Source organism: Aliidongia sp., from assembly GCF_035943795.1.
Lineage (GTDB): Bacteria > Pseudomonadota > Alphaproteobacteria > ATCC43930 > CGMCC-115725 > Aliidongia.
Map to the genome: position 1 here is coordinate 100546 of NZ_DASZBY010000120.1, position 15746 is coordinate 116291.

Genomic DNA, 15746 nt, shown 5'->3' on the forward strand with positions numbered 1-15746 from the left:
GACCGGCCCTCCCTTGGGATTATTATTCTTAGAATGAATATTTGACGTTGAGCGCCAAGAAGTCGCGATCGGTCAGCAGATCCTGGCCCTTGCCGCCGAAGTAGTTCGTGTAGGACACCTCGGCCGCCCAGGCGTTCTGGTAGGTCGCCGTCAGGGCGAGACCAACCGCCTTGCGTCCCGCGATGAAATTGCCGGGACCGGGACCGGGCGAGATGCCGTTGATGTCCTGGGCGAAGGACAGCGACGGGGTCAGGTTGACCGGCCCGATCGCCGCCAGATAGTCGGCGCTGACGCGCAAGCGATAGCCCCAGGAGAACTTGGTCGGGAAGCCGCCGACCTGAACGTCCTGCGCCGCCGTGTTCGGATAGTTCGGGTTGCCGCTGACCGGCGTGTTCGGCCCGTTGTACGGCAGGGCCTCGTGGCTCTCCAGCCCCGGCACGTAGTCGGCACCGACCTCGCCCACGAACACCAGCTGATCGGCGCCCAGATGCGGGCCCATCACCTTGGTGCCGGTGAACTGCAGCTGCTGGACGTCGTGGTTCTCGTAGCCCTGCCAGTTGTAGCTATAGAACTTGGTGTAGTTCGCGGCGGTGATGCCGCCGGCGCGCTTGATCAGCGCATTGGTATTGAGCCCGGCCAGGATGGCGTTCAGGGTCGCCACCGAGCCCGATGCCTTGCCAAGGTCGACGAAAGTCGGCGCCAGGCCGGCCTGCAGCACGTCGGCGAAGTTGATTTGCAGCGGAACGTCGAGCTTGTAGCTGTATTCGCCCTGGAACGACCAGTCGCCGATCTGCGTGCTGAAGCTGACGGCCGGCGTCTTGATGGTCTGCGGATAGCTCGCGTAGTAGTTCGCCGCGGCACCGGCGCCCTGGATCGCATAGGCGCCGGCGATCGACGCCTGGTTGGCCAGGATCGGTCCGACGAGCGCCGGGTCGCTCGCCAGCGCCTTGACGACGCCGCCCACGACCGCGGCCACACCCTTGTTCACGCCCGCGAGGCTTGCGGCCTGCGAACCCGACTGGAAATTCAGGATCGGCAGATTGCTGGCGGCCTGGATGTAGTAGAAGCCGAATTCCGTGGCATTGAGCCAGGGCGCGGTGTAGCGCAGCGCCACGCCATACTGGTTCCAGTTGGTCGGCTCGTGGTCCCTGCTGCGCGGTGCCACCAGATTGCCCGGCAGGTTGACGAAGCCGGGAATGAGCGGCTGGTCGGCCGCGAAGCGCCGATCGGCGAACGTGTCGCCGTTCAGCGTCACGTAGTTGCTGCCGGGCGAAACCAGGTCCTGGGTCGAGAAATAGGTGCCATTCGGATCGATGTCGGTCTTCTGCCACTGCCACTGGTAATAGGCTTCGATCGACAGGTCCTTGGTGATCTGCGTCGAGAAATCCGTGACCGGGATCGGCAGGATCGCCTCGCGCAGCTCCGATCCCGGCGAGCGCAGCGCGGTCACGTCGAACGGGTTGAAGGCATTGATGCCGCCCGGGATGAAGGTGCTCTCACCCCAGTTCAGCGCCATCCGGCCGATACGCGCATCGACGCGATGGTCGAACAGGTCGAAGTGCCCATAGCCGTAGGCGTCGAGCAGGCGGCCGCCGAAGCCGGCCTGGTCGACGGCCTGGTGGGACAGCGGCATGAAATCGGTATTGTGCGCGTCGTAGTTGATGAAATCGACGAACTCCGTCGCCCGCGCGAAGAAGCCGAAGTCGTTCTTGTCGAGCTTCAGTTCCTCGGTCGCCCGCAACGGCGCCGATACTGGACCGGTGCCGTAGTTGAGATCGCCGTTATCCTGGTTGGTACTCGCCGCACGGCCGCCGTTGGCCCGCCCGATCAGGTCGGGGTTGCGGCCCTGCACGCGGTCGAGCACGCCGATCGACACGGTCGTGTCGAAGCTGCCCTCCCAACCGCCGAGCGTGAAATCCGTCGCGTGTGCCGGACCTGCCGCCCACAGCAGCGCGGACGCGCTCGCCCCGACCAGCAGTCCACGGATTGCAAAATCCTGCCGACGTCTTGCCATCTCATCCCCCCCTGTCGAACGCGTTGCCCGCGCCCAATGTTTTGTCGCAAGAACCCTCATCGTCCCGACACCGGCTCTCTCGTGAAGCCGTGCGCCGTCCTTCATCCTCGGGTCAGCCGTCGACCGCCCGTTTCATCGGTGCGATCTTTCCGCCCGCCCCTGCGCTCATGAATGGCTGCATCAGGTCCGACCACAGGCGCCGCAAGGTGGCGCCCCCGGTCGGATCGCCGGCCAGCATGTCCTGCACCGCCATGCCGCGCAGCATGTAGACCGTCAGCGTGGCGATATTTGCCGCCATGTCCTGGGCGGCATCGTCGCCGCTGCCGCGCCAGGCCTCCTGGATGCCGCCGATCAGGCCGGCGAACACCGGTCCCAGACGGCCGCGCAGATCCGCCTCGGTCCGGCAGGCGACCGTCAGTTCGAACAGCACGTCGCGGTAGCGGCTCTGGTAGAATTTCTGCCAGATCTTCTCGATCAGCACCGGATCATGATGCCGTTCGGCCGCCGCGAATTCGTCCGCCGCCCGTCGCGTCTCGGCGATCATCACTTCCGCCGCGGCCGCGATCAGTTCGTTGCGGGTCGCGAAATGATGCGCCCAGGTGCCCTTCGACACGCCGGCCCGCTCCAGGATCCGCGACAGGCTGGCGCCATGAAAACCGAACTCCTGCAGGCAGTCGAGCGTCGCATCGACCAGCAGATCGCGGGTCTGGCGGCTTCTCTCCTGTGGTGGCCTGACGAGTTTCGACACGCGGATCAACCCAAAAAACCGACTGGTCGGTCTAGAGTGACACGCGGAATCCGGCTGTCAAGAAGGCAGCAAGCTTCCATTGCGCTTTTACGCAACAGAAACTTGCGGCCTTCTCAAGTTACTGCTGATTCCAGGCGAATTCTTCGCGAATATTTGTGCAGCGCAAAATGAAAGAAGCGCCCGCTCGCCAGTCGAAGCAATCGGCGATGGCGGCCTTCATGCCGCGCACGCTGCCGTCTGCCGCATTTTCAAGAGCGTAAGATTTGATCGGTTAGAGGAACTTCGGCTCGATGCGAACGCCGCGAGACGGTTCCGACAGCGGGGCCCGGAACCGATCCACCTGGCCCGCCGGCCGGACCACCAGCCGGAAGACCGGCATCATGCCCGGGTTGCCTTTCCGGCCGAACGGCAGGGTACCCAAGGTGCGTAACGTATCGACCGCAGCCTTCACGGCCAGAATGCCACCCAGGATGTCGTGCCCGTCCATTTCACCTCTCCTGCCCAGATCACCCATTATAGAACATATCGAGAACAATCGATACTCTGATCTGGGTGCCATCGGCGCGGCACTTCGTCTGGTGTCCATGCCACCTATAGCCGGGGGCTATAGGTGGGCCGGAAGAAACGATACGACAGGCATGCCGGTCCTCATCGATAGTCGGGGGCTCGGAAAGTCGTTCTTCAGGAGACCATCATGACCGAAGCCGGCACCGCCCTGGTGGTCAGCGCCCATTCCGCCGATTTCGTCTGGCGGGCCGGCGGCGCGATAGCGCTTCACGCCGAACGTGGCCTCGCCGTGACCGTGATCTGCCTGTCCTACGGCGAACGCGGAGAATCCGCCAAATTATGGCGCCTGCCCGGCATGACGCTGGACCGGGTCAAGACCGACCGCCGCAAGGAGGCCGAGAGGGCGGCCCAAGCGCTGGGCGCCGCCGACATCCAGTTCTGGGACCTGGGCGACTATCCGCTGACCCTGACTCAGGAGTCGTTGTTCCGCCTGGTCGACGTCTACCGCGCCATCCGCCCGGCCTTCGTCCTGACCCATTCGCACCAGGACATCTATAACCACGATCATCCGGCCACGACCGAATTCGCCCAGCACGCCCGCATCGTGGCGCAGGCCCATGGCCATAACCCGGGGCAGAAGGTCCTGGGCGCGCCGCCGGTATTCCTGTTCGAGCCGCATCAGCCGGAGCAATGCGACTGGAAGCCCGACATGCTGCTGGACATCACCCCGGTCTGGGACAAGAAGCGCGCCGCGATCGAGTGCATGGCCGGCCAGGAGCATCTCTGGGAATATTACGAGCGCGTCGCCCGGCAGCGCGGCGCGCAGGCGGCCCGCAATTCCGACAAGAAGATCACCTATGGCGAAGGCTACGAGGCGGTATTCCCCCACGTCGTCGAGAGTCTGGCGTGACCCGGACGCTCACCGCGGCGCTCGGCCGCTACCGCCACACGGCGGCGCTGCGCGACGGCGAGGTCTCGTCACCCTCGATCGCATTCGAGTTCGCGGAGATCACCCCGATCAGCCGGGCCTTCGCACCGATGGTGCGCCAGCAGCGCTTCGACGTCGCGGAAATGGCCATCGCGACGGCGCTGCAGGCCCTGGCCTATGGCAAGCCCATCACCGTGCTGCCGGTCGCCGTCGCCGCACGCTTTCAGGAAGGCGCGCTCTTGTGCCGGACCGACAGCGACATGCGCGACCCGGCCGACCTGGTCGGGCGCCGGATCGGCGTGCGCGCCTATGGCCAGACCACGGCGATGTGGCTGCGCGGCATCCTGGCCGACGGCGATGGCCTGGATCCGGCAGCATCCCGCTGGACGACGTTCGAAGAGGCCCATGTCGCCGAATATGGCGATCCGCCCTGGGCCGAACGGGCGCCGCCGGGGGCCAACCTGCTCGACATGCTAAGGGACGGTACGCTCGATGCCGCGATCGTCGGCAACGATGTGCCCGACGATCCCGCGTTCCGCACCCTGTTTGCCGACCCGACCGCCGCGGCGGCCCGATTCCGCGCCACCCATGGCTTCATGCCGGTCAACCACCTGGTCGTGGTGCGCCGCAGCCTGGCCGAGGAGGATCCGGCGCTGATCGCCGAGCTGGTCCGGCTGTTCGAACGCTCGCGGGATGCGGCAGACCCGGGCGGCAGCCCGGCTCCACCGATCGGCTACGCCGCGGTCGCCCCTTCCTGGACCCTTGCCGCCCGCTATTGCATGGCACAGGGGCTGCTGCCGGAAACAGTGTCGGCGGAGGCGCTGTGGCCCGGCCCTCCCACGGCTTGAACGAACGTTTTGCGGCTTTATCGAAAGTGACCTGCCTTGAATGATTCCGGACCGGCCCCCGCGATGCGCCTCGCACCGCGCGTCACCAACCTCAAAGCCTCCGCCACGGTCGAGATGACCGAACGGGTCCGCGCCGCCCGCGCCGCCGGCCGCAAGATCATCGGCCTGTCGAGCGGCGACCCGAACATCGCGACCGACCCCCGGATCGTCGATGCCGCGACCAAGGCGCTGCGCGACGGCGACACGCATTATGTCTCTTCCAACGGCAACCCGGCTTTACGCGACGCGGTGGCGGCGCGCGAGCTGCTGCGTACCGGGGCGTCCTATGCCCCGACCGACATCCTGATCACGCCCGGCGGCAAGTTCGCCCTGCTCGCCGCGCTCATGGCGGTCGTTTCGGCCGGCGACGAGGTGCTGGTGCCGGAACCGGGCTGGGTCAGCTATGGCCCCTGCATCCAGCTGTGCGGCGGCGTGCCGGTGCCGCTCGCCATGCTGGACCGGATCGACATCGACCAGCTGGCCGCCGCGATCACGCCCCGCACGGTCGCGATCATCCTCAATTCGCCGGTCAACCCGACCGGCCGCGTGCTGCCGCAGGACGAGATCGCAGCTGTCGTGGCCTTGGCCGAGCGGCACAATCTGTGGATCGTGTTCGACCAGGTCTATTCCGACCTGCTGCATGAGGGCCGGTTCTGCGCGCCGCAGGCGACGCCCGAGGGATCGGCGCGCACCCTGGTGGTCGACAGCTTTTCGAAGACTTTCGGCATGACCGGCTGGCGGCTGGGCTCGCTCGCGGTGCCAGGCGGGCTGATCAAGTCGTTCCAGCGCTTCATGCAGCATTCGGTCTATTGCGTGCCGGGCTTCGTCCAGCAGGCCGGAGAGGTGGCGCTCTCGCTCTATGACGAGCTGGTGCCGCAATATCGCGAGATGTTCCGGGCGCGCCAGACCTTGGCGGCCGCCCGCCTCGACGCCATCCCGGGCGTCACTTGCGTGGCGCCGACCGCCGGCTTCTACGTCTTTCCCGCCGTAGGCCCGGCCGATGCCGCGGTGTCGGCGCGCTGGCTCGATGCGCTCGACGTCGCCAGCGTTCCGGGCTCGGCCTTCGGGGCCGCCGGGGCCGGGCATGTCCGCCTGTCGCTGTCGACCAGCGATGCCGATCTCGTCGAGGCCATGGACCGGATCCAGCGCCTGGCCCAGCAGGAGGGAGCGTCCCGATGAAACGCCGGTATTTTCTGACGCTCGCCAGCCTCGCGCCCGCGTTCGTCCTGTGGCCGGTCTTCGCCCGGGCCGACGACGTGCCGGATTCGGTCGCGGCGGTCAAGGCGCGCGGCAAGCTGCTGGCCGGCGTCAAGATGGACACGCCGCCATTCGGTTTCCTGAACGAGTCGAACGAGCCGGCCGGCTTCGACCTCGATATCCTGCGCGCGGTGGCCGCCACGATCGGCGTGCCGATCGAGTTCGTGCGCGTCACCTCGGTCACGCGCATCCCGCTGCTGCTGAGCGGCAATGTCGACGTGGTCGCGGCCTCGATGACCCACACGCGCGAACGCGAGCACACCATCGACTTCAGCGAGGACTACTACACCGGCGGCCAAACCCTGCTGGTGCCGAAGGCAAGCGCCATCACCGGCGTCGACGGGCTGGACGGCAAGCGGGTGGCGGTGCAGCAGGGCACCACGCTCGCCAAGAACATCGCCGCGCTTGCCCCCAAGGCGAACGTGACGGCGTTCCGCGACTATGACGCCGCCTGGCTGGCACTGGCCCAGGGCCGGGCCGACGCGCTGACCGGCAGCCTGTCGATCCTCGAGGGCTTCGCCAAGAACAACGACGGCTTCAAGATCGTCGGCGGGCTGCTGAGCAAGGAGCCGTTCGGCGTCGGCATGCGCCATGGCGACTGGGCGATGCGCGACGCGGTGAACGCGACGCTGCAGGACCTGTGGGCGTCCGGCGCCTATGCCAAGCTGTACCAGACCTGGTTCGGCGGCGCACCGTCGGAGCCGATCGAAGTGTATCCGCAGTAATGGGCTATCGGTTCGACTGGAATCCGATCTGGCACCATCGCGACCAGGTTTTGAGCGGTCTCGCGATCACGATCGCGCTGTCGATCGTCGGGCTGTTGGGCGCGCTCGCGATCGGCATGGCGGTCGGCACGGCCGGCGCCGCGCGCGCCCGGCCGCTGCGCGTGTTTGCGGTGCTCTATGTCGAAGGCGTGCGCAACGTGCCGCTGCTGTTGCACATCTATCTGTGGTTCCTGGGCTTTTCCGCGATCCAGCTGCCGGCCTTCCTATGCGCGGCGCTGGGTCTGTCGATCTATTCGGGCGCCTACGCGGCCGAGCTGTTCCGCACCGGCCTCACCGGCGTGCCGGCGCAGCAGTCGGAAGCGGCCGCCGCCCTCGGCCTTCGGCGCTGGACGATCCTGCGCAAGGTGATCTATCCCCAGGCGTTCCGCGCCATCGCGCCGTCCTTGGCCAGCCTCAGCTCGCAACTGGTCAAGGATTCTTCGCTGGCCTCGGTCGTCGCCGTGGGCGAACTCGCCTACGAGGCCGGCGCGATCGACGCCGACACGTTCCGGACCTTCGAGGTCTATGCCACCATCACGGTGTTGTACCTGCTGCTGGTCACGATCAGCAGCCACCTGATCCTGCGACTGGTGCCAACGGTGGGCGAGCGCAGCCATGGGTGATCTGCTGGTGCGCAACGCGCCGTTCCTGCTGGCCGGGTTGCGCGCCACCCTGGCACTCGCCGGATGGACCGCGCTCTTCGGCACGATCCTGGCGATGCCGGTGGCCTTGTTGCGCTATCTGGACGTCCCGGTCCTCGGCCGTGCCTGTGCCGCCTATATCTGGTTCATCCGCGGCACGCCGCTGCTGGTCGTGCTGCTGCTGTGCTATTTCGCGCTGCCGGCGCTGTTCGGCTACCACACCACCGCTTCGGCCGCCGCCCTGGTCGGCTTCGTCGTGTTCCTGGCCGCCTACGCGGCTCAGGACATGCTGACCGGCCTGCATTCCGTGCCGCGCACCCTGCTCGAAGGCGGCGCCGCGCTCGGGCTGACGCGGCTCCAGGTGATCCGCCTGATCGTCGTGCCGCTCGGCGCCCGCATCGCCGTGCCGGCCCTGTTCGGCCAATACGTGCGCATGTTCAAATACACGTCGGTCGCCTCGGCGTTGGGTGCCACGGAACTGACCGGCAGCGTGCTGCTGGTCAACGGCCGGGTGTTTCAGCCCCTGCCGCTGCTGGGCATCGCGGCGGTGGTTTACCTGGTGGTGTGCCTGAGTATTTCGATGCTCGGGCGATGGGCGCAGGTGCGGCTGGTGCCGGGGGTCGTGGGATTGTCGCCGAAGGGTTGAGTTCTCACCCCGTTCGGCGGTCGAGGCGAAAGCCGCCCTCCATCGACGGTCAAGCTGATGGACGGGTGCGAAGCCTGGTACTTTTCGGCACGCAGATGATAGGCTCGTCCGGGCTTTGTCTCCCAAGCAGTGAGGTTCGAATGCCCCAGCCCGGATCGCCTGCGCGGCCCGCCTTAGGATCGCTGGTGTTGATTGCCGCCATCATCGGCGCCGGCGCCGCGGCATTCGCCTACACGGCAGGCTGGTTTTCGCCGCAACGCGTCACCCCCGACAAGCTGGTGGATGCCTTGGCGCCGCCCGGCGGCCCGGCGCTCGGTCATCGGCGCAATCACGCCAAAGGCATCTGCTTCACCGGCGTGTTCGAGGCGAACGGCGCCGGATCCGCCCTCTCGAAGGCCACGGTACTTGCCAAGGGCCAATATCCGGTGCTGGGCCGCTTCAATCTCGCCACTCCCAGTCCGGTCGCAGCCGACGCGACCGTCCGCGTGCGCGGCCTGGGCCTGCAGATTTCGACGCCTGACGGGCAGGAGTGGCGCAGCGCCACCATCGACCTGCCGTTCTTCCCGGTCGCCACCCCTCAAGCTTTCTACGAGCTGCTGACCGCGTCGGCGAGCAAGGCGCCGGACGCGATGAAGAATTTTGCCGCGGCGCATCCGGAGATCGGCACGTTCGGCGCTTGGGCTAAAACGGCGCCCTGGACCGGCAGCTATGCCGAGGAGCGCTTCAACAGCATCGACAGCTTCGTCTTCGTCGATAGCGCCGGTGCCGACCATGTCGTGCGCTGGTCGTTGCTGCCGGTAGCCCAGCCGGTTGCCGTGCCGCCCGAGGATCTGGCGAAGCGCGATCCCGATTTTCTCGAAAAGGAGATCGTCGAACGGGTCGGCAGCGCACCACAGCGCTGGACGATGGTCGTGACGCCCGCCAGGTCGGGCGATCCGACCGCCGACCCGAGCAAGGCCTGGCCGGACGACCGGCCCACGACCGAAGTCGGCACGCTGACGGTGCAAAAGATCGAGGCCGAGAGCGACGGCCCCTGTCGAGACATCAACTTCGATCCGACCGTCCTGCCTGCCGGCATGCGCACATCGGATGATCCGTTTCCCGCCGCCCGCTCTGCCACCTACGCGAAATCGTTCGACCGCCGCACCGCGGAAGCCGCCGACTATCCCCGCGCCGCCACGGGAGCCAAGCCATGACCGCGATCCGCCGTCGCTTCACCCCGGCGCAGCGCGTGCTGCACTGGCTCATGGCAGCCTGCATCCTGGCGATGCTGTTCATCGGCGTCGGCATGGTGTCCACCATTGCGCCGATCCACCTGACGCTGATTTCGCTGCATCGGCCGCTCGGCATCGCCATTCTGGTGCTGGTGCTGATCCGCTTGGTGCTACGTCTGCGCCACGGTGCGCCTGCACTGCCGGCCGATCTGCCCGAACCGATGAAACTTGCGGCCTATCTGTCCCACTTTGCCTTCTATCTCCTGATGATCGGCATGCCCCTGATCGGTTGGGGCATGCTGTCGGCCGCCGGCTATCCGATCGTGCTCTTCGGCAGTTGGCACCTGCCGGCGATCCTGCCGCACAGCGACAGCCTGCACGCCCTGCTCTGGGACGCGCATTTTTACCTGGCCTTCGCGTTCTTCGCGTTGATCCTGCTGCATGTCGCGGCGGCCCTGTTTCATGCTTTGGTCCGGCGCGATGGTGTGTTCGACACGATGGCACCGGGATCGACTAACGACTAACCCGCGGCCAGGCGCTCGCGCCCAAAAGCGCGTCATGGATCACCCACACTTCGAATATCCGCAATTCGTGCATTGCGCGCACCCCTCCTGCCGCACCAGGGCCGCAACGCCGCATTTCGGGCATTGGGCGAGGCGGGGGGCGGCACCTTCGCCGGGGATGGCCACTTGGCGCTGGGGGATCGGCAGGTCGTCGGGTTCGCCGGCGGTGAAGCCGGTTTCGACCAGGTGGCGGGCGATGACGTCCCCGATCGCAGCCAAGAGCGAGGGCACGTAGCGGCCGTCCATCCAGGCGCCGCCCCGCGGGTCGAACACGGCCTTCAATTCCTCGACCACGAAGCTGACGTCGCCGCCGCGGCGGAACACGGCCGAGATCATGCGCGTCAGGCCGACGGTCCAGGCGTAATGGTCCATGTTCTTGGAATTGATGAACACCTCGAACGGCCGCCGCCTTCCGTCCTGCATCACGTCGTTGATCGTGATGTAGATCGCGTGGTCGCTTTCCGGCCAGCGCAGCTTATAGGTCTGGCCCTGCAGCGCGTCGGGGCGCGACAGCGGCTCCATCAGCTGGATCACGTCGCCGCTTTCGACCCGCCGCGCCGCCTGCTCGGCAACGCCCGCCACGGGCTTGACCGCTTCCATCGGCTCGGCCGCGGGCTCGCTCTGCGCGCGCACCGACAGGACCGAGCCGGTCACCTCGTTCGGCCGATAGGTCGTGCAGCCCTTGCAACCGAGGTCGTAGGCCTTGAGATAGACGCCCTTGAACGTCGCGAACGCGATATCGGCCGGCACGTTGATCGTCTTCGAGATCGAGCTGTCGATATATTTCTGCACGGCCGCCTGCATGACGACGTGGTCGTCCGGCGTCAGGCTCTGCGCATCGACGAACCAGTCTGGCAGCGGCGCGTCGTCGCCCTTGAGGGCGCGGAACCGGCGATAGGCATGATCGCTCACCTCCTCGTCCTTGCGGGTGCCGTCGCGCATCAGCACCGTGCGCGTGTAGCGGAAGCTGAACACCGGCTCCAGCCCTGACGAGACATTGTCGGCCATCAGCGAGATCGTGCCGGTCGGCGCGATCGAGGTCAGCAGCGCATTGCGGATGCCGTGCTCGGCAATGCCGGCCCGGATGTCGGCATCGAGCTCACCGATCGATTCGCCGGCCAGGTAGGCGTCGCGGTCGAACAGGGGAAAGGCGCCCTTCTCCTTCGCCAGGTCGATCGAGGCGGCATAGGCGGCACGGCGCAGTGCCGCCATCCAGCGCTCGGTGAGTGCCACCGCGGCGGGCGAGCCATAGCGCTCGCCGCACATGATGAGCGCGTCGGCCAGCCCGGTGACACCCAGGCCGATCCGGCGCTTGGCCCGGGCCTCGGCCGCCTGCGCGTCGAGCGGAAAGCGCGAGACGTCGACCACATTGTCCATCATCCGCACGGCGAGCGGGACGAGTTCGCCCAGCCGGTCCAGGTCGAGTGCGGCGCCGGGCTCGAACGGGGTCCGGACCAGCGAGGCCAGGTTGATCGAGCCCAGCAGGCAGGCGCCATAGGGCGGCAGCGGCTGCTCGCCGCACGGGTTGGTCGCCGCAATCGTCTCGCAATAGCCGAGGTTGTTCCGGCGGTTGATCCGGTCGATGAAGATCACCCCCGGCTCGGCATAGTCGTAGGTCGCCTGCATGATCCGGTCCCACAGCTCACGAGCCCGGACGGTGCGGAAGACCGTGCCGCCGAAGGTCAGGTCCCAGGGGCCGTCGGCCTTGACCGCCGCCATGAACGGATCGGTCGCCAGCACCGACAGGTTGAACATGCGCAGGCGCCCCGGCTCGCGCTTGGCCTCGATGAAGGCCTCGATGTCCGGATGGTCGCAGCGCAGGGTCGCCATCATGGCGCCGCGCCGATAGCCGGCGCTCATGATGGTCCGACACATGGCATCCCACACGTCCATGAACGACAGCGGACCCGAAGCATCGGCGCCGACACCCTTCACCCGCGCGCCCTTGGGACGGATGGTCGAGAAGTCGTAGCCGATGCCGCCGCCCTGCTGCATGGTCAGCGCCGCCTCGCGCAGCTGGTCGAAGATCCCGCCCATGTCGTCGGGGATCGTGCCCATCACGAAGCAGTTGAACAGCGTCACAGTCCGCTCGGTCCCGGCGCCGGCCACGATCCGCCCGGCGGGCAGGAATTGAAAGTCTTCGAGCGCGCGATAGAAGGGTTCTTCCCAAACCTCCGGCTGTTTTTCCACAGTCGCCACCGCACGGGCGATGCGTCGCCACGTGTCCTCGATGGTTTTATCCACAGGCTCGCCTTCCGGCGTCTTGAACCGGTACTTCATGTCCCAGATCTGCTGGGAGATGGCGGCGATATCGACCATGGCCTCAACTCCTCACGCGGTGGACGGCAAGCAGCCGCCGCAGCCGCAGTCTATGATAAACCGGCCATTCCCGCCCGGTTGCGGCCGGTCAACCTTGCCGGGCATCGACATCAACCTGCTATCGGCTCGGCATCCGGGGCCGGCCCGCCGGTTCGGCATCGATCGTCTTACACCCGGCGCGCAGCGGTAAACTGGTCAGGCCGATTCCGTAGTCTTCCCAAGCCATTCAGCGGTTGGACGCCAACTGATCCACAGAGTTTTCCACAGGCTTTTCCCAGCCGCCCTCGACCAGCAGCGCGTTCGTCGTCGTTTCGATGTCCTGCTCCAGCCGCGCCATCATCTTACGCCGGTCGAGCCCCGGTGGGATCGCCGGCAGGATCTGGACCAGCACCGTGCCCGACCGCTTCATGAATGCCCGCCGTCCCCAGTAGAGGCCGGAATTGAGCGCGATCGGCACCATCGGGACTTTCAGCTGTGTATAGAGTGCCGCGACGCCGGCCTGGTAGGGCAACTTGGTGCCGACCGGACCGCGCGTTCCTTCCGGGAAGATCGCGATCGGCCGGCCGGCAGCCTTCGCCACCTCGGCATCCGCCAGCAGCTTTTTCAGGGCGGCGGCCTTGCCGTCGCGATCGATGGCGATGGTGCCGTGCTTGCGCAGGAACCAGCCGAACACCGGGATCAGCCACAGCTCGCGCTTCAGCACCACGGCCGGGTCGTCGAACAGCACGAAGATCGCAAGCGTGTCCCAGGCCGACTGATGCTTCATCGCCAGAATCGCCGGTCCGGCCGGCAGGTTTTCCCGGCCCCGCACCTCGTAGTCGAGACCGACCACGAGCCTCAGCCAGGTGAACATCAGCCAGGTCCACAGATGGGCGAGCCCGTTGGTCCAGCGTCGCGGAAACACCAGCAGCGGCAAGGCGAGCGTCATCAGCAGGCCGGAGCCGCCGAAGAAGCCGATGTTGTAGACCAGGGCTCGAAGCGCTTTCATGGCGAGGAGGATACCGTGGGTTTGGGAACGAAATACGGACGCACGAGCGCGCCCAGGTATTTCACATATTCGACGACGATCACGCCAGCGCCCGCGCGCGAAAACCAGAAGCGGCCGGGGGCGACGGCCTCCGGAAACACCGGATGGGGAATGATCGTGATGTCGGGTGGCAGCAGCCGGCGAAACTCCAGCAGGCTGCGGCGCATGTGGTAGCCCGCCGTCACCAGTCGGATCGAGCTGTAATGCTCCGCGCGCAGCCAGTCGGCGGTTTCCAGCGCATTGCCGGCGGTGCTGTCGGCCGAATGGCCCAGCACGACGCAGCATTCGACCCAGTGGGGCGTCTGCGGCGAGGTCTTCAGCACCTCGGACATGTCGACGCCTTCATGGACGCCGGACACGAACAGCTTCTTGGCCTTGCCATCGACCAGCAGGCGAAACCCCTCGTCGATGCGCTGGCTGCCGCCGGTCAGCACCACGATCGCGTCGGTCGGGCTGGTCGCATCCTCGATCGGCGTGTCGATCCCGGCCGCGAACCAGGCGAGACCGCCGGCCCAGATGGCCGTCAGCAGCACGACGGCGCCGATCGCCTGGGCCAGGGAACGCAGCAAGCGGCGGATCAGCCGCCTCACGGCATCCGCCCGAGCGTGCGCAGCACCGTCCGTCGCGCCGTCACCAGACCGACCAATCCCATGGCGAGGGGCAGCGCCAGGATCGCGATCCAGCCTAGGAGCGGCAGGTGGAAGCTGGGCAGCAGCCCCACCTCCCCCGGCAGCAGTCCCTGCCCGGCGGTCCAGCGCAGCGCGCCATAGCTGACCAGGGCCATGACCAGGCCGATGCCACCACCGCCCAGGCCCAGCCGGAAGGCGTGCCATTGGAACTGCCGCGCCACATAGGTATCGCTGGCGCCGATCAGATGGACTAGCTGCACGACCGGCGCATGGATCGCCAGGCCCGTGCGCGTGGTGAAGACGACGGTGAGCACCGCCACGAAGCCGATGATCCCGACGATCGCGGCCGCACCGACCTGGACCAGCCCGGCGATGCGGAACAGCCGTGACAGCCAGGCGCCGTGGCTTTCGACCCGCGTTCCCGGAGCCGCGATCGCCAGGCGCTGGGCCAGCGTATCGGGATCGAGGGCCACGCCCGGCCTGGTCTGCACGTCGATCAGAACGGGCAACGGCAGGACCGAGACGTCGACATCCTGGCCCAGCCAGGGCGCCAGCAGGCGCTTTTCGACCGACGCATCGAGCCGGGTGGCGGCAGCGATGCCCGGGATCTGGCCGAGCTGCGCCAGGACGGCGTCGATGCGGTCCTGGGGAACCGGCGCCCCGGTGGCGCCGCGCGGCAGCTCGACGGTCAAGGTGCCGGCCAGCCCGGCGTTCCAGCTGTCCACCGCATCATGCAGCGCGGCCCCCCCCGCGATAGTCAGCGCCGCCAAATAGACCATGAGGGCGACCAGCCAGGGCAGGAACCGGGTCGATCCGTCGGTATCGAGCGGCAGGTCGCGCGATCGGGCCATCAGATCACCGCCCGGCGGCCTGGACGCCGTTCCAGCCGGCCGCCCTCGATATGCAGCACCGGATGGCCGAATCGATCGATCAGCGCCTGATTGTGGGTCGCGATCACCACCGTGGTGCCGCGCCGGTTCAATTCCTCGAACAGGTAGAGCAGCCGCAGGGCGATCGCGTCGTCCACGTTGCCGGTCGGCTCGTCGGCGATGAGCAGGCTGGGCTGGCTGATCACGGCGCGGGCGATCGCGAGTCGCTGCTGCTGGCCGCCCGACAATTCGCGCGGCAGGGCGTGGACATGGTCGGCGAGGCCGACCCATTTCAGCAGATCGACCACATGGTCGCGGACCCGCGCTTCTTCCTGCCCCGCGATCCGCAGGGGCAATGCGACATTATCGAGCGCCGACAGATGCTCGATCAGGCGGAATTCCTGAAACACCACGCCGACCCGCCGCCGCAGCGCCGGCAACTGCGCGCGCGTCAACGCGGCCACGTCGCGGTCGAACAGCGAGATGCGCCCGCGAGTCGGCCGTTCCGCCAGATACATCAGCTTGAGCAGCGTCGATTTGCCGGCGCCGCTGGGCCCGGTCAGAAAGAAGAAGCCGCCCGGCTCGAGGTCGAGCTCGATGTCATGGAGCACCTCGGGACCCGACCCGTATCGCATGCCGACATTCTCGAAACGAACCAAGGGCGACGGATCTCCATGGGCGGCGCTTGACGACGAGGCCCGAGCGATCGGACCTCGCGAGGATGTAGCCGTCC

The 15746-nt window shown here is 67.2% G+C and carries 16 protein-coding genes; 8 read left to right on the top strand and 8 right to left on the bottom strand.

What is annotated here, in order from left to right; translation table 11 throughout:
- Positions 1–28 precede the first annotated feature (28 nt).
- The 3 genes from VGV37_RS24070 to VGV37_RS24080 all read right to left on the bottom strand — a co-directional run bounded on the left by VGV37_RS24070 (position 29) and on the right by VGV37_RS24080 (position 3249).
- A complete protein-coding gene (locus VGV37_RS24070) occupies positions 29–2014 on the bottom strand; it encodes a DUF1302 domain-containing protein (RefSeq protein ID WP_326882327.1) in 1986 nt (661 codons plus the stop codon).
- Positions 2015–2126: 112 nt separating this feature from the next.
- Entirely contained in the window at positions 2127–2762 is a 636-nt protein-coding gene (locus VGV37_RS24075; protein ID WP_326882328.1) for a TetR/AcrR family transcriptional regulator, read from the bottom strand.
- Between the two features lie 271 nt (positions 2763–3033).
- Positions 3034–3249 carry a hypothetical protein gene (locus tag VGV37_RS24080; RefSeq protein WP_326882329.1) on the bottom strand — a complete coding sequence of 72 codons (216 nt, stop codon included), beginning with the start codon at positions 3247–3249 and terminating at the stop codon, positions 3034–3036.
- Between the two features lie 207 nt (positions 3250–3456).
- Here VGV37_RS24080 and VGV37_RS24085 point away from each other — a divergent pair, with 207 nt between their 5' ends.
- From VGV37_RS24085 to VGV37_RS24120, 8 genes are all read left to right on the top strand, one after another.
- Positions 3457–4179 carry a PIG-L deacetylase family protein gene (locus VGV37_RS24085; RefSeq protein ID WP_326882330.1) on the top strand — a complete coding sequence of 241 codons (723 nt, stop codon included), beginning with the start codon at positions 3457–3459 and terminating at the stop codon, positions 4177–4179.
- Positions 4176–5045, top strand: coding sequence for an ABC transporter substrate-binding protein (locus VGV37_RS24090; protein ID WP_326882331.1), 870 nt, complete (start codon positions 4176–4178; stop codon positions 5043–5045). The genes VGV37_RS24085 and VGV37_RS24090 overlap by 4 nt, the downstream gene beginning before the upstream one ends.
- 63 nt (positions 5046–5108) lie before the next feature.
- Positions 5109–6263: a pyridoxal phosphate-dependent aminotransferase gene (locus VGV37_RS24095; RefSeq protein ID WP_326882332.1), complete on the top strand. Its 1155-nt coding sequence runs from the start codon at positions 5109–5111 to the stop codon at positions 6261–6263.
- Positions 6260–7066 (top strand): transporter substrate-binding domain-containing protein, encoded by an 807-nt coding sequence (locus tag VGV37_RS24100; RefSeq protein ID WP_326882333.1) that lies wholly within the window; start codon positions 6260–6262, stop codon positions 7064–7066. Before VGV37_RS24095 ends, VGV37_RS24100 begins: the two co-directional genes overlap by 4 nt.
- Positions 7066–7728 carry an amino acid ABC transporter permease gene (locus VGV37_RS24105; protein WP_326882334.1) on the top strand — a complete coding sequence of 221 codons (663 nt, stop codon included), beginning with the start codon at positions 7066–7068 and terminating at the stop codon, positions 7726–7728. Before VGV37_RS24100 ends, VGV37_RS24105 begins: the two co-directional genes overlap by 1 nt.
- A complete protein-coding gene (locus VGV37_RS24110; RefSeq protein ID WP_326882335.1) occupies positions 7721–8392 on the top strand; it encodes an amino acid ABC transporter permease in 672 nt (223 codons plus the stop codon). The genes VGV37_RS24105 and VGV37_RS24110 overlap by 8 nt, the downstream gene beginning before the upstream one ends.
- A 185-nt stretch (positions 8393–8577) precedes the next feature.
- The gene (locus tag VGV37_RS24115; RefSeq protein ID WP_326882336.1) at positions 8578–9588 is read left to right on the top strand and encodes a catalase family peroxidase; all 1011 of its coding nucleotides are present in this window, start codon (positions 8578–8580) and stop codon (positions 9586–9588) included.
- Complete coding sequence (locus VGV37_RS24120; protein WP_326882337.1) at positions 9585–10130, top strand: cytochrome b; 546 nt, start codon at positions 9585–9587, stop codon at positions 10128–10130. Before VGV37_RS24115 ends, VGV37_RS24120 begins: the two co-directional genes overlap by 4 nt.
- Before the next feature lie 39 nt (positions 10131–10169).
- Here VGV37_RS24120 and VGV37_RS24125 read toward each other — a convergent pair whose 3' ends face one another.
- From VGV37_RS24125 to ftsE, 5 genes are all read right to left on the bottom strand, one after another.
- Positions 10170–12488, bottom strand: a complete 2319-nt coding sequence (locus tag VGV37_RS24125; RefSeq protein ID WP_326882338.1) for an adenosylcobalamin-dependent ribonucleoside-diphosphate reductase — start codon at positions 12486–12488, stop codon at positions 10170–10172.
- 226 nt (positions 12489–12714) lie between these two features.
- A complete protein-coding gene (locus tag VGV37_RS24130) occupies positions 12715–13476 on the bottom strand; it encodes a lysophospholipid acyltransferase family protein (RefSeq protein ID WP_326882339.1) in 762 nt (253 codons plus the stop codon).
- Complete coding sequence (locus VGV37_RS24135) at positions 13473–14105, bottom strand: YdcF family protein (RefSeq protein ID WP_326882340.1); 633 nt, start codon at positions 14103–14105, stop codon at positions 13473–13475. Before VGV37_RS24135 ends, VGV37_RS24130 begins: the two co-directional genes overlap by 4 nt.
- The gene (locus tag VGV37_RS24140; protein WP_326882341.1) at positions 14102–14995 is read right to left on the bottom strand and encodes a cell division protein; all 894 of its coding nucleotides are present in this window, start codon (positions 14993–14995) and stop codon (positions 14102–14104) included. The genes VGV37_RS24135 and VGV37_RS24140 overlap by 4 nt, the downstream gene beginning before the upstream one ends.
- Positions 14995–15672 carry a cell division ATP-binding protein FtsE gene (gene ftsE, locus VGV37_RS24145; RefSeq protein ID WP_326882342.1) on the bottom strand — a complete coding sequence of 226 codons (678 nt, stop codon included), beginning with the start codon at positions 15670–15672 and terminating at the stop codon, positions 14995–14997. The genes VGV37_RS24140 and ftsE overlap by 1 nt, the downstream gene beginning before the upstream one ends.
- Positions 15673–15746: the final 74 nt, after the last annotated feature.

Bases quoted from the DNA above. Each gene is read 5' to 3' on its own strand.
- VGV37_RS24125 (WP_326882338.1), bottom strand. From the start codon at position 12,488: ATGGTCGATATCGCCGCCATCTCCCAGCAGATCTGGGACATGAAGTAC.
- VGV37_RS24140 (WP_326882341.1), bottom strand. From the start codon at position 14,995: ATGGCCCGATCGCGCGACCTGCCGCTCGATACCGACGGATCGACCCGG.
- VGV37_RS24105 (WP_326882334.1), top strand. From the start codon at position 7,066: ATGGGCTATCGGTTCGACTGGAATCCGATCTGGCACCATCGCGACCAG.
- VGV37_RS24100 (WP_326882333.1), top strand. From the start codon at position 6,260: ATGAAACGCCGGTATTTTCTGACGCTCGCCAGCCTCGCGCCCGCGTTC.
- VGV37_RS24120 (WP_326882337.1), top strand. From the start codon at position 9,585: ATGACCGCGATCCGCCGTCGCTTCACCCCGGCGCAGCGCGTGCTGCAC.
- VGV37_RS24085 (WP_326882330.1), top strand. From the start codon at position 3,457: ATGACCGAAGCCGGCACCGCCCTGGTGGTCAGCGCCCATTCCGCCGAT.
- VGV37_RS24110 (WP_326882335.1), top strand. From the start codon at position 7,721: ATGGGTGATCTGCTGGTGCGCAACGCGCCGTTCCTGCTGGCCGGGTTG.
- VGV37_RS24070 (WP_326882327.1), bottom strand. From the start codon at position 2,014: ATGGCAAGACGTCGGCAGGATTTTGCAATCCGTGGACTGCTGGTCGGG.
- VGV37_RS24130 (WP_326882339.1), bottom strand. From the start codon at position 13,476: ATGAAAGCGCTTCGAGCCCTGGTCTACAACATCGGCTTCTTCGGCGGC.
- VGV37_RS24080 (WP_326882329.1), bottom strand. From the start codon at position 3,249: ATGGACGGGCACGACATCCTGGGTGGCATTCTGGCCGTGAAGGCTGCG.
- VGV37_RS24095 (WP_326882332.1), top strand. From the start codon at position 5,109: ATGCGCCTCGCACCGCGCGTCACCAACCTCAAAGCCTCCGCCACGGTC.